This window comes from Streptomyces sp. N50 (genome assembly GCF_033335955.1).
GTDB lineage: Bacteria > Actinomycetota > Actinomycetes > Streptomycetales > Streptomycetaceae > Streptomyces.
Genome location: NZ_CP137549.1, coordinates 2,190,376 through 2,209,393, shown reverse-complemented (window position 1 = coordinate 2,209,393; position 19,018 = coordinate 2,190,376). Strand labels below are relative to the sequence as shown.

Annotated in this window: 17 protein-coding genes, 1 pseudogene and 1 riboswitch; of the genes and pseudogenes, 13 read left to right on the top strand and 5 right to left on the bottom strand. The window is 69.4% G+C overall.

Annotation, left to right across the window (positions count from 1 at the left end):
* Positions 1–12 precede the first annotated feature (12 nt).
* Positions 13–1,278: an Ig-like domain-containing protein gene (locus tag R2B38_RS09510; RefSeq protein WP_318015827.1), complete on the top strand. Its 1,266-nt coding sequence runs from the start codon at positions 13–15 to the stop codon at positions 1,276–1,278.
* Positions 1,279–1,403: 125 nt separating this feature from the next.
* On the opposite strand, the gene R2B38_RS09505 is transcribed toward R2B38_RS09510, so the two are convergent.
* The gene (locus R2B38_RS09505; RefSeq protein WP_318015826.1) at positions 1,404–1,805 is read right to left on the bottom strand and encodes a hypothetical protein; all 402 of its coding nucleotides are present in this window, start codon (positions 1,803–1,805) and stop codon (positions 1,404–1,406) included.
* A 157-nt stretch (positions 1,806–1,962) separates the two neighbouring features.
* Between R2B38_RS09505 and R2B38_RS09500 the strand changes: the two genes are divergently transcribed.
* The 6 genes and pseudogenes from R2B38_RS09500 (at position 1,963) to R2B38_RS09475 (ending at position 9,117) form a co-directional block, all read left to right on the top strand.
* Entirely contained in the window at positions 1,963–2,583 is a 621-nt protein-coding gene (locus R2B38_RS09500; protein WP_019067823.1) for a heme-copper oxidase subunit III, read from the top strand.
* Between the two features lie 80 nt (positions 2,584–2,663).
* Positions 2,664–3,472, top strand: a pseudogene (locus R2B38_RS09495) (c-type cytochrome).
* On the top strand, positions 3,469–4,524 hold the full coding sequence (locus tag R2B38_RS09490) for a ubiquinol-cytochrome c reductase iron-sulfur subunit (protein ID WP_318015825.1): 1,056 nt from the start codon (positions 3,469–3,471) through the stop codon (positions 4,522–4,524). Before R2B38_RS09495 ends, R2B38_RS09490 begins: the two are co-directional and overlap by 4 nt.
* On the top strand, positions 4,521–6,182 hold the full coding sequence (locus tag R2B38_RS09485) for a cytochrome bc complex cytochrome b subunit (RefSeq protein WP_318015824.1): 1,662 nt from the start codon (positions 4,521–4,523) through the stop codon (positions 6,180–6,182). The genes R2B38_RS09490 and R2B38_RS09485 overlap by 4 nt, the downstream gene beginning before the upstream one ends.
* A 133-nt stretch (positions 6,183–6,315) precedes the next feature.
* A complete protein-coding gene (gene trpD / locus R2B38_RS09480; RefSeq protein ID WP_318015823.1) occupies positions 6,316–7,380 on the top strand; it encodes an anthranilate phosphoribosyltransferase in 1,065 nt (354 codons plus the stop codon).
* A gap of 76 nt (positions 7,381–7,456) precedes the next feature.
* Positions 7,457–7,573, top strand: a riboswitch (SAM riboswitch).
* A 170-nt stretch (positions 7,574–7,743) separates the two neighbouring features.
* Positions 7,744–9,117, top strand: coding sequence for an aminotransferase class V-fold PLP-dependent enzyme (locus tag R2B38_RS09475; RefSeq protein WP_318015822.1), 1,374 nt, complete (start codon positions 7,744–7,746; stop codon positions 9,115–9,117).
* Between the two features lie 65 nt (positions 9,118–9,182).
* On the opposite strand, the gene R2B38_RS09470 is transcribed toward R2B38_RS09475, so the two are convergent.
* The 3 genes from R2B38_RS09470 to R2B38_RS09460 all read right to left on the bottom strand — a co-directional run bounded on the left by R2B38_RS09470 (position 9,183) and on the right by R2B38_RS09460 (position 10,815).
* On the bottom strand, positions 9,183–9,626 hold the full coding sequence (locus R2B38_RS09470; RefSeq protein ID WP_318015821.1) for a hypothetical protein: 444 nt from the start codon (positions 9,624–9,626) through the stop codon (positions 9,183–9,185).
* Positions 9,627–9,751: 125 nt separating this feature from the next.
* Positions 9,752–10,033, bottom strand: coding sequence for an Lrp/AsnC family transcriptional regulator (locus R2B38_RS09465; RefSeq protein ID WP_019062383.1), 282 nt, complete (start codon positions 10,031–10,033; stop codon positions 9,752–9,754).
* On the bottom strand, positions 10,030–10,815 hold the full coding sequence (locus R2B38_RS09460) for a rhomboid family intramembrane serine protease (RefSeq protein ID WP_318015820.1): 786 nt from the start codon (positions 10,813–10,815) through the stop codon (positions 10,030–10,032). Before R2B38_RS09460 ends, R2B38_RS09465 begins: the two co-directional genes overlap by 4 nt.
* 161 nt (positions 10,816–10,976) lie before the next feature.
* On the opposite strand from R2B38_RS09460, the gene R2B38_RS09455 reads away from it, so the two are divergent.
* From R2B38_RS09455 to R2B38_RS09435, 5 genes are all read left to right on the top strand, one after another.
* Positions 10,977–11,216, top strand: a complete 240-nt coding sequence (locus R2B38_RS09455) for a hypothetical protein (RefSeq protein WP_033284410.1) — start codon at positions 10,977–10,979, stop codon at positions 11,214–11,216.
* A 38-nt stretch (positions 11,217–11,254) separates the two neighbouring features.
* Positions 11,255–12,598, top strand: a complete 1,344-nt coding sequence (locus R2B38_RS09450) for an NYN domain-containing protein (protein ID WP_318015819.1) — start codon at positions 11,255–11,257, stop codon at positions 12,596–12,598.
* Between the two features lie 210 nt (positions 12,599–12,808).
* Complete coding sequence (locus R2B38_RS09445; RefSeq protein ID WP_318015818.1) at positions 12,809–13,843, top strand: NlpC/P60 family protein; 1,035 nt, start codon at positions 12,809–12,811, stop codon at positions 13,841–13,843.
* A 211-nt stretch (positions 13,844–14,054) separates the two neighbouring features.
* Positions 14,055–15,077 carry an NlpC/P60 family protein gene (locus tag R2B38_RS09440; RefSeq protein ID WP_318015817.1) on the top strand — a complete coding sequence of 341 codons (1,023 nt, stop codon included), beginning with the start codon at positions 14,055–14,057 and terminating at the stop codon, positions 15,075–15,077.
* A 30-nt stretch (positions 15,078–15,107) separates the two neighbouring features.
* Positions 15,108–16,298, top strand: coding sequence for a hypothetical protein (locus R2B38_RS09435; protein ID WP_318015816.1), 1,191 nt, complete (start codon positions 15,108–15,110; stop codon positions 16,296–16,298).
* A gap of 17 nt (positions 16,299–16,315) precedes the next feature.
* Here R2B38_RS09435 and R2B38_RS09430 read toward each other — a convergent pair whose 3' ends face one another.
* Complete coding sequence (locus R2B38_RS09430; RefSeq protein WP_318021625.1) at positions 16,316–17,551, bottom strand: glycosyltransferase family 87 protein; 1,236 nt, start codon at positions 17,549–17,551, stop codon at positions 16,316–16,318.
* Positions 17,552–17,692: 141 nt separating this feature from the next.
* Between R2B38_RS09430 and R2B38_RS09425 the strand changes: the two genes are divergently transcribed.
* On the top strand, positions 17,693–18,835 hold the full coding sequence (locus R2B38_RS09425; protein WP_318015815.1) for a glycosyltransferase family 4 protein: 1,143 nt from the start codon (positions 17,693–17,695) through the stop codon (positions 18,833–18,835).
* The last annotated feature ends 183 nt before the right edge of the window (positions 18,836–19,018 follow it).

The following is a 19,018-nucleotide window of genomic DNA, read 5'->3' as shown; positions in this document are numbered from 1 at the left end:
TAGCGTGACCCCATGAACCACTCTCCGCGCACCCGCACCGTCGTCAGCTGCACTCTGCTGGTGATCTCCCTCGGCGCGGGCGTCACCGCCTGCGGGTCCGACGGCGGCAACCCGCTGTCGGCCAAGCCGTACGACGCGGCGGGGCAGATCTCCTTCAACGGTCCGTCCGGCAAGGGCAAGAAGGTCGACCCCGACAAGCCTCTGGCCGTCACCGCCTCCGGTGACGACGGCCGCATCACGGACGTCACCGCCGTGGACGCCACGGGACGCTACGTCACGGGCGAACTCGCCGCCGACGGCACTCGCTGGCACAGCACCTCCCCGCTGGCCGCCAACGCCCACTACACGGTCAGCGTGAGCACGGAGGACGAGGACGGCGCCCCCGGCCGCAAGGTCCTCACCTTCGACACCAGCAAGCCGACCGCAAAGAAGAGCCTCACCGTGAAGTTCGGTCCCGACGCGGGCAAGTACGGCGTCGGCCAGCCGGTCACCGCCGAACTGAACATGCCCGTCAAGGACAAGGCGCAGCGGGCCATCGTGGAACGCGCCCTCAGGGTGGACTCCGTACCCGCCGTCGAGGGCGCCTGGCACTGGGTGGACGACAAGGAACTCCACTACCGCCCCAAGGACTACTGGCCCGCCCACGCCACCGTCCAGGTGCGCAGCGACCTCGACGGCGTGAAGATCAGCGACCGCCTGTGGGGCGGCAGTTCAAAGGGCCTCAAGCTCACCACCGGCGACAAGATCGTCGCCGTGACGGACGCCGCGTCCCACGAGATGACGGTCTACAAGAACGGCGAGGAGATCAACGAGATCCCCGTCACCACCGGCAAGCCCGGCTTCGAGACCCGAAACGGCGTCAAGGTCGTACTGGGCAAGGAGTACTTCGTACGGATGCGCGGAACCACCGTCGGCATCTCCGAGGGCTCCTCGGACTCGTACGACCTCCCCGTGTACTACGCGACCCGCGTCACCTGGAGCGGCGAGTACGTCCACGCCGCCCCCTGGTCGGTGGGCTCCCAGGGCTCCGAGAACGTCAGCCACGGCTGCACCGGCATGAGCACCAGCAACGCCGAGTGGTTCTTCGACACCGTCCACGAGGGCGACGTCGTCAAGGTCATCAACTCGAACGGCGACGAGATGGAACCCTTCGGCAACGGCTACGGCGACTGGAACCTCGGCTGGAAGAACTGGCGGGGTGGCAGCGCACTGGTGGGCGGAACGCCGGACGGTCCCAGGCCGGAAGACGCGGCACGTTTGCGCCCCGAGTCAGCGTGACTCACCCAGGGGCAACCCACCCAGGGGCAACCCACCCAGGGGCGCGGGGAACTGCGCGACCAGCCACAGCCGGCCCGCAGTCGCCACGAGACTCGCGCCCCACCCCACTAGGCGCTCAAGACTCGCTAGGCGCTCAACGCCCGCTTCTGACGCAGCAGAGAGGCAAGAGAGGCCGCGAACTCAACGGGATCCACCGGAAGGGTCACCGCGGCCTCAGCACGGCTCCACGTGGCGAGCCACGCATCCTGCGGCCGCCCGATCAGCACCAGCACCGGCGGGCAGTTGAAGACCTCGTCCTTCACCTGGCGGCACAACCCCATGCCCCCCATCGGCGAGGACTCCCCGTCGAACACACAGACGTCGATCCCACCCCGGTCCAGCTCCTTCAAAGCCGCCGCGGGCGTAGCGCACTCCAGGAACTCGACCAACGGCACGTCAGCGGCCGGCCGCCTGCCGGCGGCGAGCCGTACCTGCTCGCGGGTGTTGGAGTCATCGCTGTAGACCAGCACCGTGGCGGTCGCCTGCATTCTTCCTCCCAAGGTCCGTTGCGCGGATGCTACTCCCTTGAACACCCCGTCAACACCTGTTGGAACACCCCTGCGATGGGCCATACGGGCAGTACACACGCTGCGAACACTCCGAACGGCACCCCCCGGAGTGAGGGCGGGATAAGCGACCGACATAATGTCGGTCGTGGCGACAGCAACGACAGTAGAAACCGGGCACGCGCACCCGTCGGTCAACCGGCCGAACCTCACCAGCGTCGGAACCATCATCTGGCTGAGTTCCGAGCTGATGTTCTTCGCGGCCCTCTTCGCGATGTACTTCACCCTGCGATCGGTGACCGGTCCGGATCACTGGAAGGAGATGGCGAGCCATCTCAACCTTCCGTTCTCCGCGACCAACACCACGATCCTGGTGCTCTCCTCCCTCACCTGCCAGCTCGGCGTCTTCGCCGCCGAGCGCGGGGACGTGAAGAAGCTCAGGGGCTGGTTCATCATCACGTTCGTGATGGGTGCGATCTTCATCGGCGGTCAGATCTTCGAGTACACGGAGCTGGTGAAGAAGGACGGCCTGTCGCTGTCCTCCGACCCGTACGGCTCGGTGTTCTACCTGACCACCGGGTTCCACGGCATGCACGTGACGGGCGGCCTCATCGCCTTCCTGTTCGTCCTCGGACGTACCTACGCGGCGAAGAGGTTCACTCACGAACAGGCGACCGCGGCCATCGTCGTGTCCTACTACTGGCACTTCGTCGATGTCGTCTGGATCGGCCTCTTCGCCACGATCTACTTGATCAAGTAGTCGGGCCCGATCCCGCGCGCAGCCAAGAAGCGCACATTCCAGAAGCATCGACGCAGAAGATCCTGACACCGGGGTAATCCGTGAAAAAGCTCTCCACCCGACGACGCCATCCGCTGGCGGCGGTCGTCGTCCTACTCTTCGCGCTGGCGGCAACTGGGGGCTGTACGCCGCGTTCGCGCCCGCGAGCAAGGCGCAGGCCGACGAGTCCGCCCAGTCCCTCGCCATCGACGAGGGCAAGAAGCTGTTCGCCGTCGGCTGCGCAAGCTGCCACGGCACCGGCGGTCAGGGCAGTTCCGACGGTCCGAGCCTGGTGGGTGTCGGCGCCGCGGCGGTCGACTTCCAGGTCGGCACCGGCCGGATGCCGGCGCAGCAGCCGGGTGCTCAGATCCCGGCCAAGAAGGTCATCTACTCCCAGGCCGAGATCGACCAGCTCGCGGCGTACATCGCCTCGCTGGGCGCCGGCCCGGTCATCCCGACGAAGAACGAGTACGGGCCCGCCGGTTCGGACATCGCCAAGGGTGGCGAGCTGTTCCGCACCAACTGCGCCCAGTGCCACAACTTCACCGGCAAGGGCGGCGCGCTGACGCACGGCAAGTTCGCGCCGAGCCTCGAGGGTGTCGCTCCGAAGCACATCTACGAGGCCATGCAGACCGGCCCGCAGAACATGCCTTCCTTCCCCGACACCACGCTGTCGTCGAAGAACAAGAAGGACATCATCGCGTACCTCAACGCGGTCAACGGCGACAACACCGAGAGCCCCGGCGGGCTTGAGCTGGGTGGTCTCGGTCCGGTCAGTGAGGGTCTCTTCGCCTGGATCTTCGGTCTGGGCGCGCTGATCGCGGTAGCCGTCTGGGTCGCCGCTCGGACCGCAAAGGCCAAGAAGTCATGAGTAGCCAAGACATTCCAGAAGAGAACCTGCCCGCTGAGCAGGACGCGCACGGCGCGGTGTCGGTCGCGGACGAGCAGGACCCGTTCGCCGACCCGGGACTGCCGCCGCACGAGCACCGTGTCCAGGACATCGACGAGCGGGCCGCCAAGCGGTCCGAGCGCGTCGTCGCCTTCCTGTTCACCCTGTCGATGCTCCTCACGGTCGGGTTCATCGCCTCCTACGTGGCGATCCCGCACGACAAGGCGATCTTCGTCTTCCCGATCGGTCACATCAACGCGCTCAACTTCGCGCTGGGTCTGACCCTCGGCGGAGCGCTCTTCACCATCGGCGCGGGCGCGGTCCACTGGGCCCGCACCCTGATGTCCGACGTGGAGATCGCCGACGAGCGGCACGCGATCGAGGCGCCCCCCGAGGTCAAGGCCAAGGTCATGGCCGACTTCAAGGACGGTGCCAAGGAGTCGGCCCTCGGCCGCCGCAAGCTGATCCGCAACACGATGTTCGGCGCGCTGGCCCTGTTCCCGCTCTCCGGCGTCATGCTGCTGCGCGACCTGGGCCCGCTGCCGGGGACGAAGCTCCGCCACACCCTGTGGTCCAAGGGCAAGCTGCTCGTCAACATGAACACGAACCTGCCGCTGCGTCCCTCGGACGTGGCCGTCGGCTCGCTCACCTTCGCCAAGCCCGAGGGCCTGGAGGAGACCGACGAGGAGTTCCAGACCGAGATCGCCAAGTCGGCGCTGATGATCGTCCGGCTCCAGCCGGCCAACATCAAGGACAAGCGCGAGCTGGAGTGGGCGCACGAGGGCATCGTCGCCTTCTCGAAGATCTGCACCCACGTGGGCTGCCCGATCTCCCTGTACGAGCAGCAGACGCACCACGTGCTGTGCCCGTGCCACCAGTCCACCTTCGACCTCTCCGACGGTGCCCGAGTGATCTTCGGCCCGGCCGGTCACGCCCTGCCGCAGCTGCGCATCGGCGTGAGCGACGAGGGCTACCTCCAGGCGCTCGGCGACTTCGAGGAGCCCGTCGGTCCTGCATTCTGGGAGCGCGGATGAGTACTACGACCAACTCCACGAGCTCATCAGGCGCTGGCGCGCCGGGGCGTTCGCGCGAGAAGGCACCGGCCGGCGAGAAGATCGCCGACTGGGCGGACGGACGCCTCGGGATCTACTCCCTGGCCAAGTCCAACATGCGCAAGATCTTCCCCGACCACTGGTCGTTCATGCTGGGCGAGGTCTGCCTCTACAGCTTCATCATCATCATCCTCACGGGTGTGTATCTGACGCTGTTCTTCCACCCGTCGATGAACGAGGTGACGTACCACGGCAGCTATGTCCCGCTCCAGGGGCAGCTGATGTCGGAGGCGTTCAACTCGACGATGCACATCTCCTTCGATGTGCGCGGTGGTCTGCTGATCCGTCAGATCCACCACTGGGCGGCGCTGATCTTCCTCGCCGCCATGTTCGTGCACATGATGCGGGTGTTCTTCACGGGCGCGTTCCGCAAGCCGCGTGAGGTCAACTGGCTGTTCGGCTTCCTGCTGTTCGTCCTGGGCATGTTCACCGGCTTCACCGGTTACTCGCTCCCGGACGACCTGCTCTCCGGCACCGGTGTCCGCTTCATGGAGGGCGCGGTCCTGTCCGTGCCGATCGTCGGCACGTACCTGTCGTTCTTCCTCTTCGGCGGCGAGTTCCCGGGCGGCGACTTCGTCGCGCGGTTCTACTCGATCCACATCCTGCTGCTGCCGGGCATCATGCTCGGCCTGGTGGTCGGCCACCTGATCCTGGTCTTCTACCACAAGCACACGCAGTTCGCGGGTCCCGGAAAGACGAACAACAACGTCGTCGGCATGCCGCTGCTGCCGGTCTACATGGCCAAGGCCGGAGGCTTCTTCTTCCTGGTCTTCGGTGTCATCGCGGCCGTCGCGGCGATCGCCTCGATCAACCCGATCTGGTCCATGGGCCCGTACCGTCCCGACATGGTGTCCACGGGCGCCCAGCCCGACTGGTACATGGGCTTCTCCGAGGGCCTGATCCGTGTCATGCCGGGCTGGGAGATCAACTTCTGGGGCCACACGCTCGTCCTGGGCGTGTTCATCCCGCTGATCATCTTCCCGCTGGTCCTGGTCGCGATCGCGGTCTACCCGTTCATCGAGTCCTGGGTCACCGGCGACAAGCGCGAGCACCACATCCTGGACCGCCCGCGCAACGTCCCGACCCGTACGGCCTTCGGTGCCGCGTGGATCTCGTGGTACTTCGTCCTGCTCATCGGTGGCGGCAACGACATCTGGGCCACGCACTTCCACCTGTCGATCAACTCGATCACCTGGTTCGTGCGCGTCGGCTTCTTCGTGGTGCCGGTGCTGGTCTTCATCGCCACCAAGCGGGTCTGCCTCGGCCTCCAGCGCCGCGACCGGGACAAGGTGCTGCACGGCCGCGAGTCGGGCATCATCAAGCGCCTGCCGCACGGTGAGTTCGTCGAGATCCACGAGCCGCTCAGCCAGGACGCACTGCACACGCTCACCGCGCACGAGCAGTACGAGCCGGCCGTGATCGGCGCGACCGTCGACGACAACGGCGTCGAGCGCAAGGTGAAGGGCTCCCAGAAGCTGCGCGCCAAGCTGAGCGAGGCGTACTACGGCGAGGAGTCCCAGATCCCCAAGCCCACCGTCGAGGAGTACAAGGAGATCACGAGCGGCCACGGCCACCACTGATCGCTGAGGCGTCGCCACGCCACAGTCGAAGGGCCCCGTCCGAACACCGGACGGGGCCCTTCGCCGTGCCCACGGCTGGATAGGGTGGGCATGTCTTTCGGACCATGTTTCTACGACACTCAGGAGCGGCCGTATGAGCGCTGTGACCCCCGCTGGAGGCGACACCGCGGCGGCCCGTTCCTGGCCCGACGTACTGAGCGCGCTGCTCGCCGGACAGGACCTGAGCACCGCCGACACGGCGTGGGCGATGGACCGCATCATGAGCGGTGAGGCGGCCGACGCCCAGATCGCGGGCTTCCTGGTGGCGCTGCGGGCCAAGGGCGAGACCGTCGAGGAGATCAACGGCCTCGTCGAGACGATGTACGCCCACGCGAAGCCGCTGGACATCCCCGGGCCGGCCGTCGACATCGTCGGCACCGGCGGCGACCGGGCCAAGACGGTCAACATCTCGACGATGTCCGCCATCGTGATCGCCGGCACCGGCGCGAGGGTCGTCAAGCACGGCAACCGGGCCTCGTCCTCGGCGAGCGGTTCCTCCGACGTGCTGGAGCGGCTCGGCATCAACCTGGAGCTGTCGCCCGAGCGGGTCGCGCAGGTGGTGGAGGAGGCCGGGATCACCTTCTGCTTCGCGGCTAAGTTCCACCCCACGATGCGGTTCGCGGGCGCGGTCCGGCGGGACCTGGGGGTGCCGACCGCGTTCAACCTCCTCGGCCCGCTCACCAACCCGGCCAGGGTCACCTCCTCGGCGGTCGGCTGCTTCGACACCCGCATGGCCGGGCTCATCGCGGGCGTACTGGCCGAACGCGGCTCCTCCGCCCTGGTGTTCCGCGGCGACGATGGCCTCGACGAGCTGACGACCACGGCGACCTCCCGGGTGTGGATCGTCCGCGAGGGCAAGGTCACCGAGGAGGCCTTCGACCCGAGGGACGTAGGCCTCGAACTCGTCCCCGTGGAGGCGCTGCGCGGCGCCGACCCCGAGTACAACGCGGGCGTCGCCCGCCGCCTCCTGGACGGCGAGACGGGCCCCGTACGGGACGCCGTACTCCTGAACTCGGCGGCGGCCCTGGTGGCGCTCGAGGCCGGGCACGGGCCGCTGGTGGACCGGATCAGGGCCGGGATGGCGAAGGCGGCGGAGTCGATCGACTCCGGGGCGGCCAAGCGCACGCTGGAGCGCTGGGCGGCGGCCAGCAACGCATAGCGGTACGGCGGTCGTCGTCCCGCGATCCGGACACGGGTTGCGGGACGACGATCACCTCGCGTAAGTTTTCCGACCAGGTCATGAGTGACAGTCATGAGGCCCCGGCCGACTGTCCGGCAACCCTCCGTCCGTGGCGGGGTGCCCCGGGTGAAGACCAGGCCGTAGGCAGCGAGGTCTGCGGCAAGCGCGGGCCCCTCGAAAGACACCAGGGGTCCTGGTCATCGAGGGAGCTCTCTGTGAGCAAGCGAATGCGATAGGGCGCGAAGCCCCCACTCCGCACATCCCCTTTCACCTTCACCCTTTCCTGCGCCGAAGCCTGTCCGCTCGCGCAGTGAATTCGCCTGCCTCTCACGGGAGTTCGCCATGTCTGTCTCCACCGTTGCCGCAGCTCAGACCATTTGCAGTGACATTTCGGGGGCGCTGCCCGTTCTCGGCCGGGATGTCACCGTCCCGCTCGTCACGGGCGGCGAAGTCACCTACGCGGCGCTCGACTACGCGGCCAGCGCCCCCGCCCTCCAGCGCGTCTGGGACGACGTGGCGGCCTATGCCCCGTACTACGGCAGCGTGCACCGCGGCGCCGGCTACCTCTCCCAGCTGTCGACGGACCTCTTCGAGAACGCGCGGAAGACGGTCGAGGAGTTCCTGGACTGCCGACCCGACGACCAGCTGATCTTCACCCGCTCCACGACGGACTCCCTCAACCTCCTCGCCGCCGCCCTCCCCGCCGACTGCCAGGTCTTCGTCTTCGAGACCGAGCACCACGCGTCGCTCCTGCCGTGGAAGGACGCCCGGGTCACCTACCTCAACGCCCCGCGCACCCCGGCCCAGGCGGTCGAGACCCTGGAGCAGGCCCTCGCCGCCCGCGACCCCTACGGCCCGGCCCTCGTCTGCGTCACCGGCGCCTCGAACGTCACCGGCGAGCTGTGGCCGGTACGGGAGCTGGCGGCCGCGGCGCACGCCCACGGCGCTCGGATCGTCCTGGACGCGGCCCAACTCGCCCCGCACCACCCGGTGTCCGTCCAGGACCTCGACGTCGACTGGATCGCCTTCTCCGGCCACAAGCTCTACGCCCCCTTCGGCTCCGGCGTCCTGGCCGGCCGCGCCGACTGGCTCCAGGCGGCCGACCCCTACCTCGCGGGCGGCGGCGCGAGCCGCAAGGTCACGCGGCGCGAGGACGGGGGAGTGGACGTGGAGTGGCACGACAGTGCGGCCCGGCATGAGGCCGGCTCCCCGAACGTCATCGGCGCCTACTCCATCGCGTCGGCCTGCAAGGCGCTGACGGAGGCGGGCTTCGACACCCTGGTCGCCCGCGAGCAGCACCTGATCGAAAAGGTGCGGGCGGGCTTGGCGGAGGTTCCGGAGGTCAAGGTGCTGTCGTTGTTCGGCGACGACGCCCCGCGCGTCGGCGTGATCTCCTTCGTCGTCGACGGCTGGAACAGCTCGCACTTCGCCGCCGCGCTCTCCGCCGAGTACGGCATCGGCGTCCGGGACGGCCTCTTCTGCGCCCACCCCCTGGTCCGCACCCTCCTGGGGTCCGACCCTCAGACCCAGGGCGAGTGCGGTGCCCCGGAGGCGGCCCCGGGCGAGAAGTCCCTCAACGCGATCCGGGTGAGCTTCGGCGCGGGCACCCCGGACGAGCACGTGGAGCGTTTCGTGACGGCGGTACGGGAGCTGGTGACGGACGGCGCGAAGTGGAACTACCGCACGCAGGACGGCCGTTGCGTCCCGGCGGTCTGACGCGAACAGGCCCTTGGGCCGTCACCCCGGGAGCCGCGCGGCCGGGGTGACGGCCCAAGGTCTCGTCAGACGAGGTTGCTCACCCAGCCGGAGCAGGTGCCCGCGGTGATCGTCTTGGTGCTCCAGTGGCCGAGGCAGATGCGGAAGCGGATCGTGGCACCCTCGGCGAAGTCCTTGTTCTTGTAGCGGTAGGTGGCGGCGCCGTCAGCGTTGAAGATGGAGCCGAATCGGCTTCCCACTTCCCAGTCCACGACGGCGGAGGAGCCATCCGGGTTCCCGTCGTAGACCGAGAACCAGTCACCAGGGGGAGAGAAGCAGGCCTGGTACACGATGCCGCCGTCTTCCTTCTTGTTGGCGCACTTCACCCACTCGACCTCGTTGGCGTAAGTCGTGGCGGTCGCGCGCTCGACCTCACCGGCGGCGCTTGCCTGGGTGACGGTGAGGAAGAGGGCGGCGCAGAGGGTGCCCGCGACGGTGCCTATGCGCTTGAGCCGGCGGTTCTTGATCACAAGGTTCCTTTTGTGGGAGGTGTCCAACGAGTCGTTGGCGACCTTAAAAAACTAGCAAAGGAGACCATGCTGATCAAACATATTTTCGATTCTGCCGGGTGTGCGCCGCGCGCCGTGCGCTCGGGTCAGGAGTCCAGCCCGATCGCGAACGCCGCCTCGAGGTCGTGCTGCGAGTAGGTCCGGAAGGCCACGTGCGTATCCGTCCCCTCCACCCCGGGGATCTTGGAGATCCGCCCAGGGATCACCTCGGCCAGATCCTCGTGCTGCCGCACCCGCACCATGGCGATCAAGTCATACGTCCCGGTGACGGAGAAGACCTCGCTCACGGATTCGAGCGCGGCGATCGACTCGGCGATCTCGGGAATCCGGTCCACGCTGGTCTTGATGAGGACGATCGCGGTGATCACGGCTGGTTCTCTCCCTCGGGGACCGATACTGGGGCGGCCCCAACTCTAGTCGCCCGCCCGTCTCCCACCACCGCCCTTCCAAGGCCGCCCTTCGGGCCCTTCTTTTTCCTGAATCTCACCCACGCGTAACCGAAGCCCAGGGTGAAGCCAACGAGGTGGGCGAGGTACGCCACCCCCGGCCCCTGCGCCGCCTGCCCCGTCGCCAGCCACTGCAGGGCGACCCAGAACGGCAGCACGACCCACGCGGGGAAGCGCAGCGGCAGGAAGAAGAGGAAGGGGAGGAGACTCGTCACGCGGGCCCGGGGAAACAAGTACAGGAACGCCCCGAGGACCGCCGAGATCGCCCCGGACGCGCCGACCAGCGACTGCTCGGAGCTGGCGTTGGCCACCGCGTAGCCCAGCAGCGCCAGGTAGCCGCAGACGACGTAGAAGAGGATGAACTCCACTCGGCCCAGCCGTTCCTCGGTCATCGCTCCGAAGACGTAGAGGAAGAGCATGTTGCCGAGGAGATGGATCCAGCTGCCGTGGATGAACAGGGCCGTGACGGGCGTCAGGGCCTCGCGACCCGGGTGCGCGAACAGGTCGGCCGGGACCACGCCCCAGCGGCGGAAGTACGCCCGCTGGGCCGCGAGCAGCGCGTCACCGGTGCCGTAGGACGGGACGAAGCCCGAGGCCGGGCCGAGGACGAAGATCAGGCAGCACAGGGCGATCAGGGCGTAGGTCATGGGCGCGGAGGTGCCGCGGAACGTCCTGATGAGGGCCGGGCCCCAGTTGCTGATCATGGCTACAGAGCATGACGTAACGGGACGCAACGGGACAGGGTGAATCGCCGCTGTGGACGGCCGAGCGGCGAGTACCCGCCAGGCCGTAGGGTTACGAGCCACACTCGCCGGGGAAACCGGCGATCACGGAAACTGGAACAAGAAGGAAGCGGACAGCCACGATGACGGTTCCCCTGCCGACCGGCTCCACGCGGTGGCGCTGCACCCTCTGCGGCAACCTCACGCGCTTCGACGTGACGCGTTCGTCGAAGGTCGTGGAGTACCTCCACCTGGACCTGGCGGGTGAGCCGAAGGTGGAGGAGCGCGAGGTGGTCAGTGAGACCATCGAGTCGGTGCGCTGCCGCTGGTGCAACGCCGTGGATCAGGTGGAACTCGTGGACAGGCCGGGCGCCGGCTCCTGAGAGGGAGTCGCCCCGCACACATGGTTGGGGTGTGAGGGATGGTGGAGAACTCAGGCGGGGGGCCGGGCGACGGCGCCGCCGAGGTGCTCGACCGTCCGCTGCCCGACGGCGTGCGGAGACGAGTCGTGCAGATCGTGTCGGACGGTTTCGGTGGGCTCACCGTCGCCGAACTGCCCGCGCAGCTACGACAGTACGCCCGCTTCGCCCCCAACCGGCGCGCCAAGTTCGCGGGGAACGCGATGGCCGCCGCGCTGGAGACCGATCCGCTGTTCCGGCAGCGGATCGGGGAGAAGCTCAGAGAGGCCCAGTCGGAGCTCGCGGGTGCTCTCGACTCCGGCTCGCCGCCCCCGGCCGCGGATCCGCTCGACGTGGCGGCCGCGGCCTATGTTCTGCGCCCCACCGGCTGGGTGAAGCTGGTGACCGCCGCCGGCGAGGAGGCGCTGCGCGCCGACGCCGAGCGCGCGGACGAGGAGAGCCGGGCCGAACTGGAGCGCCTGCGCGAGGAGTTGGCGCAGGCGCGGGACGCGACCCGGGCCGACACCGAGCGGCTGCGCACCGAGCTGGACGCGGCGAAGAAGGAAGCGGACTCGCTGCACCGCAAGCTGCGCGCCGCCCACAGCGACGTCAAACGCGGCGAGGCCGCCCTGCGCAAGCTGCGGGCCGAGACGGACACCGCGCGCGCCGAGGCGCAGACCCAGGTGTCCGCCGCCGAGAGCGAGAGCCGCCGCCTCAAGGCCCGGCTCGGCGAGGCGGAGGCGGCCCTGGAGGCCACCCGCAAGGCCGCCCGCGAGGGGCGCAGCGTCGAGGACATGCGGGTACGGCTGCTGCTCGACACCGTGCTCGACGCGGCTCAGGGGCTGCGGAGGGAACTGGCTCTGCCGCCGGTCTCCGTGCGGCCCGCCGAGACCGTCGACGCGGTCGAACCGGGACGAATGACCCCGAAGGACATCGCGGCGCGGGCGCTGTCGGACAACGACCCCGCGATCCTCGACCAGTTGCTCGCGCTGCCGCAGGCCCACCTGGTCGTCGACGGCTACAACGTCACCAAGACCGGCTATCCCCAAATGCCCCTGGAGAAGCAGCGGTTGAGGTTGCTCGGGCAGCTCTCGCAGCTCGCCGCGCAGACCGGCGCCGAGGTCACCTGTGTCTTCGACGGGGCCGAACTGGCCGCGCCGGTGCTGCTCGCGCCGCCGCGCGGGGTGCGGGTGCTGTTCTCCAAACCGGGCGTCACCGCCGACGAGTTGATCCGTCAGCTGGTGCGCGCCGAGCCGCCGGGCCGGCCCGTCATCGTCGCGTCGACCGACCGCGAGGTGGCCGACGGCATCGCGAAGGCGGGCGCGCGGCCCGTCGCTTCTGCGGTACTCCTCAAGCGACTGTCGTGAAGGTCAACGTACAGGTTTAATGCCGGAATTGACCGAACCGTCACGCAACGTAGCGTCAATCAGCCATCACTGCATGTTGGTTATGTGCAAAGAATGCTTTGAGTGACAGCATTTTTTCGTGTGAGGATTTGAACTGATCACAGAAACATCACTAGGGTCAGGCCTCGAACCTCCGAACGGGTGATCACTCAATAGAAGGAGCTCGACTCCGTGGCGTCCCATCGTCGACCGAAGCAGCCGAGCCGCACGCGTGTGACTGTGCTGACCACCGCAGCCGCAGCCGCCGTTGCCTTCAGCGCTCAGGCCGCCAATGCCGCGCCGAGCGAGAAGCCCAGCAAGGACGAGGTCAAGGCGAAGGTCGACGCCCTCTACGAGCAGGCCGAGCAGGCCACCGAGAAGCTCGACGGCGCCCAGGAGAAGCAGGAGAAGCTCCAGAAGGAGATCTCCACCATCCAGGACAACGTCGCCCGCGGCCAGGAGGAGCTCAACAAGCTCCGGGACGGCCTCGGCACGATGGCGAGCGCCCAGTACCGCACCGGGGGCATCGACCCCTCGATCCAGCTGTTCCTGTCCTCGAACCCGGACGACTACCTCGACAAGGCGTCCACGATGGACCAGTTGAGCAGTCAGCAGGTCGAGGCGCTCACGAAGATCCAGGGCAAGCAGCGCGAACTCGCCCAGGAGCGCGCGGAGGCGAGCAGCAAGCTCAAGGACCTCTCCGCCACCCGCACCGAGCTCAAGAAGAAGAAGGACGAGGTCAAGGCGAAGCTGGCCTCGGCCCAGAAGCTGCTCAACACCCTGACGGCGGCGGAGAAGGCGTCCCTCGCCCAGGAGCAGGCCCAGGCCGCCAACCGTTCCAGCTCGCGGGTGAACCTCGGCAGCACCGGTTCCGCCTCCGGCCGCGCCGCCGCCGCCTTCGCCGCCGCCCAGTCCGTGATCGGCTCGCCGTACGTCTACGGCGCCTCCGGCCCGTCCTCCTTCGACTGCTCCGGCCTCACCTCCTGGGCCTACGCGCAGGCGGGTGTCTCCATACCCCGGACGTCGGAGGCGCAGGCCAACTACGGCACCCGCATCTCCAGCGAGAGCGACCTGAAGGTCGGCGACCTCGTCATCTTCTACGGCGACTACCACCATGTCGGCCTCTACGCAGGCAATGGCCAGGTGCTGCACGCCCCGCACACCGGTGCCGTGGTCCGCTACGAATCGATCGGCAACATGCCCTTCCAGTTCGGCGTCCGGGTCTGATTCCGTCCCCTCCCGGACCGCCCGAACGGGCGAATTGCGACACACCAGGCTGACCCCGCGCCCCGCCGATGACCTGCGTCATAGGCGGGGCGTCACGTTGTGTGCCTGCGGCGGTCTTTGGCCCGCACCCCTTCACAGAGCTACTGTCTGGCGCGTTTCCCCGCACTGGGGAAGCGGTCCGTGTCCGCCAGCGGAAGGAGTGCGACTCCCCGTGGGATCCCGTCGCCGCCCTGCACCGTCCGGGTTCGACCGAGGCGCCAGCGCCGCGGTCTGCGTCTTGAGCGCGGCCGCCGCCGCTCTCGGCGCCCTGCCGGCCACCTCCGCCGTGGCCGCGCCGCACGACGACTCCAAGGCCGAGGTGGACCGGCTCTACCAGGAGGCGGAGCGGGCGACCGAGGCCTACGACAAGGCCGACGAGAGCGCCGGGCAGCTGCACCGGCAGGTGAGTAACGCCCAGGACCGCATCGCCCGGCAGCAGCAGCGCATCAACACCATGCGGGACGCGCTGGGTTCACTCGCCGGCGCCCAGTACCGCTCCGGCGGCATCGACCCCACCGTCGCGCTGCTGTTCTCCGACGACCCGGCCGACTACCTCGACAAGGCCTCCGTCCTCGACCGCATCACCACCCAGCAGGCGGGCCAGCTCAAGGACCTCCAGGAGGCCATGCGCGAACTCGCCCAGGAACGCACCGAGGCCGCCGGACACCTCGCGGAACTGGAGCGCAGCCGCAAGGCCGTCGCCACCCACAAGAAGACCGTGGAACGGAAACTCGCCAAGGCCCGGCAACTCCTCAACCAGATGCCGCTCGCCGAGCGCGCCTCCTTCGACCGGGCCTCCCGCTCCACCCGCGAGGACATCCCCGACCTCGGCGCCGGCGTCCCCTCCTCGGGCCGCGCGGCCGCCGCCGTGGCCGCCGCCCGCTCCGCCCTGGGCAAGCCGTACATCTGGGGCGCCAACGGCCCCGGCGGCTTCGACTGCTCCGGCCTGATGCAGTGGTCGTACGCCCACGCGGGCGTCCACCTCCCGCGCACCTCGCAGGAACAGCGCTACGCCGGCCACCGGATCCCGCTCTCCCAGGCCCAGCCCGGCGACCTGGTCGTCTACCGCTCCGACGCCAGCCATGTCGGCATGTACGTGGGCAACGGCCAGGTCATCCACGCCCCCTACCCCGGCGCGCCGGTGCGCTACGACCCGGTCGGCATGATGCCCATCTCGTCGGTCACGAGGGTCTGAACCCGCCCGAAAGGGTCGTACGATCGGGAAGTGACTGGTCGTAGGCGGGCGTCGCGCTCCGGAGTGCTCGCGCTGTGTCTGCTGCTCGTCTCGCTGGTGGCGTGCGGCGGGCAGCCGGCGGCGAACAGCGCGAAGGCGGAGGTCCAGGGCCTCCTCGACCGTCAGTCCGCGGCGGTCCTGCACCACGACGAGACGGCGTACACGAGGACCGGAGCGCGCACGGCGTACGAGAACCTGAGCGCCGTCCCCTTCGCCTCCTGGTCGTACCGCCTGACCGCCCTGCACCGCAGCGGCGCCACCGCGACCGCCGACGCCGAACTGAGCTACAAGGTCAAGGGCTACGACACCTCACCCGTCACCGTCGCCCGCACCCTCACGCTCCGCCTCACCGCCGACGCGCAGTGGTACGTCGCCGCGGACGAGCCCGCGAAGAAGTCCGGCCAGCAGCTGTGGGACCAGGGGAAGGTGAGCGTCGTCAACGGCGCGCACAGCCTGGTCATGGGCGTCGGCCAGGACGCTGCCGTCCTCCGCGACTACCGCTCCCTCGCCGACCACGCCGTACCGGCCGTGTCGGCCGCGTGGGGCACGGACTGGACCCGGCACGTCGTCGTGCTCGTCCCCGGCTCCCTGGACGGCATGGCGGGCCTCCTGGGATCACCGGCGGCCTCCTACCGGGGCATCGCCGCGGTGACGACGGGCGAGGCGGGCGGCTCGGGCAACGCGCCCGCGGACCGGATCATCGTCAACCCGGAGGCGTACGCGCTCCTGGGTTCGGTGGGCAAGCAGGTGGTCCTGACCCACGAGACGACCCATGTGGCGACCCGAGCCCACACCACCTCCGCCACCCCCCTCTGGCTCTCGGAGGGCTACGCCGACTGGATCGGCTACCGAGGCACCGGCCGCACCCCCACCCAGGCCGCCCCGGAGCTCTACCGCGCGGTCGAGGACGGCGACCTCCCGACCGCCCTCCCCACCGACAAGGACTTCGGCTTCAACAGCGAGCCGACGAAGCTCGCGCAGGCGTACGAGGGCGGTTGGATGGCCTGCCGGATGATCGAGGGCCGGTGGGGGGCCGACCAACTGGGCAAGTTCTACAGGGCTGTTGGCGCCCACAAGAAGCGGTCGGGGGCGGTGGAGGACGCGTTGAAGAGCGTCCTCGGGGTGACGCTGGGGGACTTCACCGCGGAGTGGCGGGACTATCTGAAGGGTCAACTCGCCTGATCTGAAGGGGCCTTGACTCAGGACGACGCCGAAGTCGCCTTCGACCGGGTCGCCTGAGCGGGCAGCGGCGGTACGTCAGCCCAGGTGACCGATGCCCGCCACAGCTCCCGTGCGGCGGTGAGGGCCGCTGCGATCAGCAGGCCGTTGCGGACGATCAACAGCGTCACGCCGAGGCCGTCGCTGGCGACCACGTGGGCGAACCAGATCGGGAACTCCAGGACCGTGACGAAGGCCGCTGCCAGGACCAGGGCTACCGGGAGCCGCATACGGCTGGCGCGGAAGCAGGAGCAGACGGCTGCGAGGCCGATCAGCCAGACGACGTACTGGGGGCTGATCACCCGGCTGGTGACCGTGAACATCAGGACCGCGACGAAGGCCGCGTCCGCGAGGGTGTGGGGGTGGAAGCGGGCCGCCATCAGGCGCCAGAGCACGATCCAGCCGAAGGCCATCGCGGTGAGGCCCAGGGCGGCCGTGCTGACCCAGTTGACGTACGGGCCGACGAACTCCACCGAGCCGTAGTTCAGGAGGACTTGGCCCGGCCAGCCGAAGTGCCGGGCCACGTGGAAGACGAGGGAGCCCAGGGACTCCACCTCCGTGCCGCGGTTGCGCTGGAAGTTCAGGAAGGCGAACGCGCCCGGCATCGACACCGCGAAGAGGCTCGCGATCACCACTGCCGTCACCGCCGCCGCTCCCCACGCCCGGCGCTTGACCGCGCCCAGCAGGAGCAGCGCCGGCCAGACCTTGAGGAGTGCTCCGAAGCCGGCCAGCGCGCCCATCACGCGGGGGTGGCGGGTGCCCGCGAGCAGGGCGGCCACGGCGACCGCGGTCACCATCACGTCGTAGCGCGCGTACACGGTCGGGCCCAGCAGCGGGACGCCCGCGGTCCAGACCCAGGCGCCGCGGAGGGTGCGGCCGGGGCGCAGGCCCGTGTACAGGAGCAGGGCCAGGACGGTCAGGTCGGCGAGGAAGGCTAGGACGAAGAACGCCGAGGCGTAGTCCAGGAAGCCGAGCAGGGCGGGGGAGAGGATCGGGAGGGCGGCGGCGGGCGGGTACTGCCAGGTGACGTCGTCCAGCGGGAAGCCGCCGTGGCGGAGCGTCTCGTACCAGCCCTGGTAGATCACCGAGACGTCGCTGGTGACGTCCGGGCCCGGGAACACGAGCACCTTGAAGACGAACAGCAGGAGGACGACTCTGGTCAGGCCCCAGGTTCCCAGCAGCGGCGCCAGCCGCCGTCCCGCGCCCGCGATCTCCACCTGAGCCCCTGTTCCGTGCCGTGCCGTGTCGTGCCTGCCGATGTGGGGCACATGTTCTCCCGATCTGCTGTGCGATGGCCATGAAGCGCGGCCGTGCGGCCCTGTGAGTCGTCGTCCGGTAGGGCCGGTAGGGTCTGCCGCGTGCGCAAGACCCTGATCGTGACCAATGACTTTCCGCCCCGGCCCGGTGGCATCCAGGCGTTCCTGCACAACATGGCGCTACGGCTGGACCCGGAGCGGCTCGTGGTCTACGCCTCGACCTGGAAGCGCGGGCGGGAGGGCGCCGAGGCGACGGCCGCGTTCGACGCCGAGCAGCCGTTCACCGTCGTACGGGACGCCACGACCATGCTGCTGCCGACGCCCGCCGCGACCCGCCGGGCCGTGGGGCTGCTGCGTGAACACGGGTGTACGGCGGTGTGGTTCGGGGCGGCGGCGCCGCTCGGGCTGATGGCGCCGGCGTTGCGGAAGGCGGGCGCGGAACGGCTGGTGGCCACGACCCACGGTCACGAGGCCGGGTGGGCCCAGCTTCCCGCCTCCCGCCAACTCCTGCACCGCATCGGGGAGTCCACCGACACGGTCACCTACCTCGGGGAGTACACGCGCTCGCGCATCGCCGCCGCGCTGAGTCCGGAGGCGGCCGCGCGGATGGTCCAACTCCCGCCCGGCGTGGACGAGAAGGTCTTCCATCCCGGGTCGGGTGGAGCGGAGGTCCGGGCGCGGCTCGGGTTGACCGACCGGCCGGTGGTGGTCTGCGTCTCGCGGCTGGTGCCGCGCAAGGGGCAGGACACGTTGATCCTTGCGATGCCGCGCATCCTGGCCCGCGAGCCGGAGGCCGTGCTGCTGATCGTGGGGGGCGGTCCTTACGAGAAGGACCTGCGGCGGCTTGTGCGGGAGACGGGTGTGAGCGACTCCGTCCGCTTCACGGGCGCCGTGCCCTGGTCGGAACTGCCCGCCCACTACGGCGCCGGTGACGTCTTCGCGATGCCCTGCCGTACACGGCGCGGGGGTCTCGACGTGGAGGGGCTCGGCATCGTCTACCTGGAGGCGTCCGCCACGGGGCTGCCCGTCGTCGCCGGGGACTCCGGGGGCGCGCCCGACGCGGTCCTCGACGGGGAGACCGGCTGGGTCGTCCGGGGCGGCTCCCCGGAGGACGCCGCCGACCGCATCCTCGCGCTGCTCGCCGACCCGGAGCTCCGTCAGAACATGGGGGAGCGGGGGCGGCAGTGGGTGGAGGAGCGGTGGCGGTGGGATCTCCTTGCGGAGAGGTTGAGGGCGTTGCTGTAGGGGCGCCATCTGGGGTGCCGGGTGCGGTTGTCGGGCGGGCGCGGGGTGGTGGGGGCTGGTCGCGCAGTTCCTCGCGCCCCTTAGGAGGCGGGCGGTTGCGGCTGTTTGCGGTGCGGGGTGTGGCCGAACCGAGCGAACCCCGGCTCGCCCGAGTGGCGGGGGCGGTGGACCCTGGGCAACCCC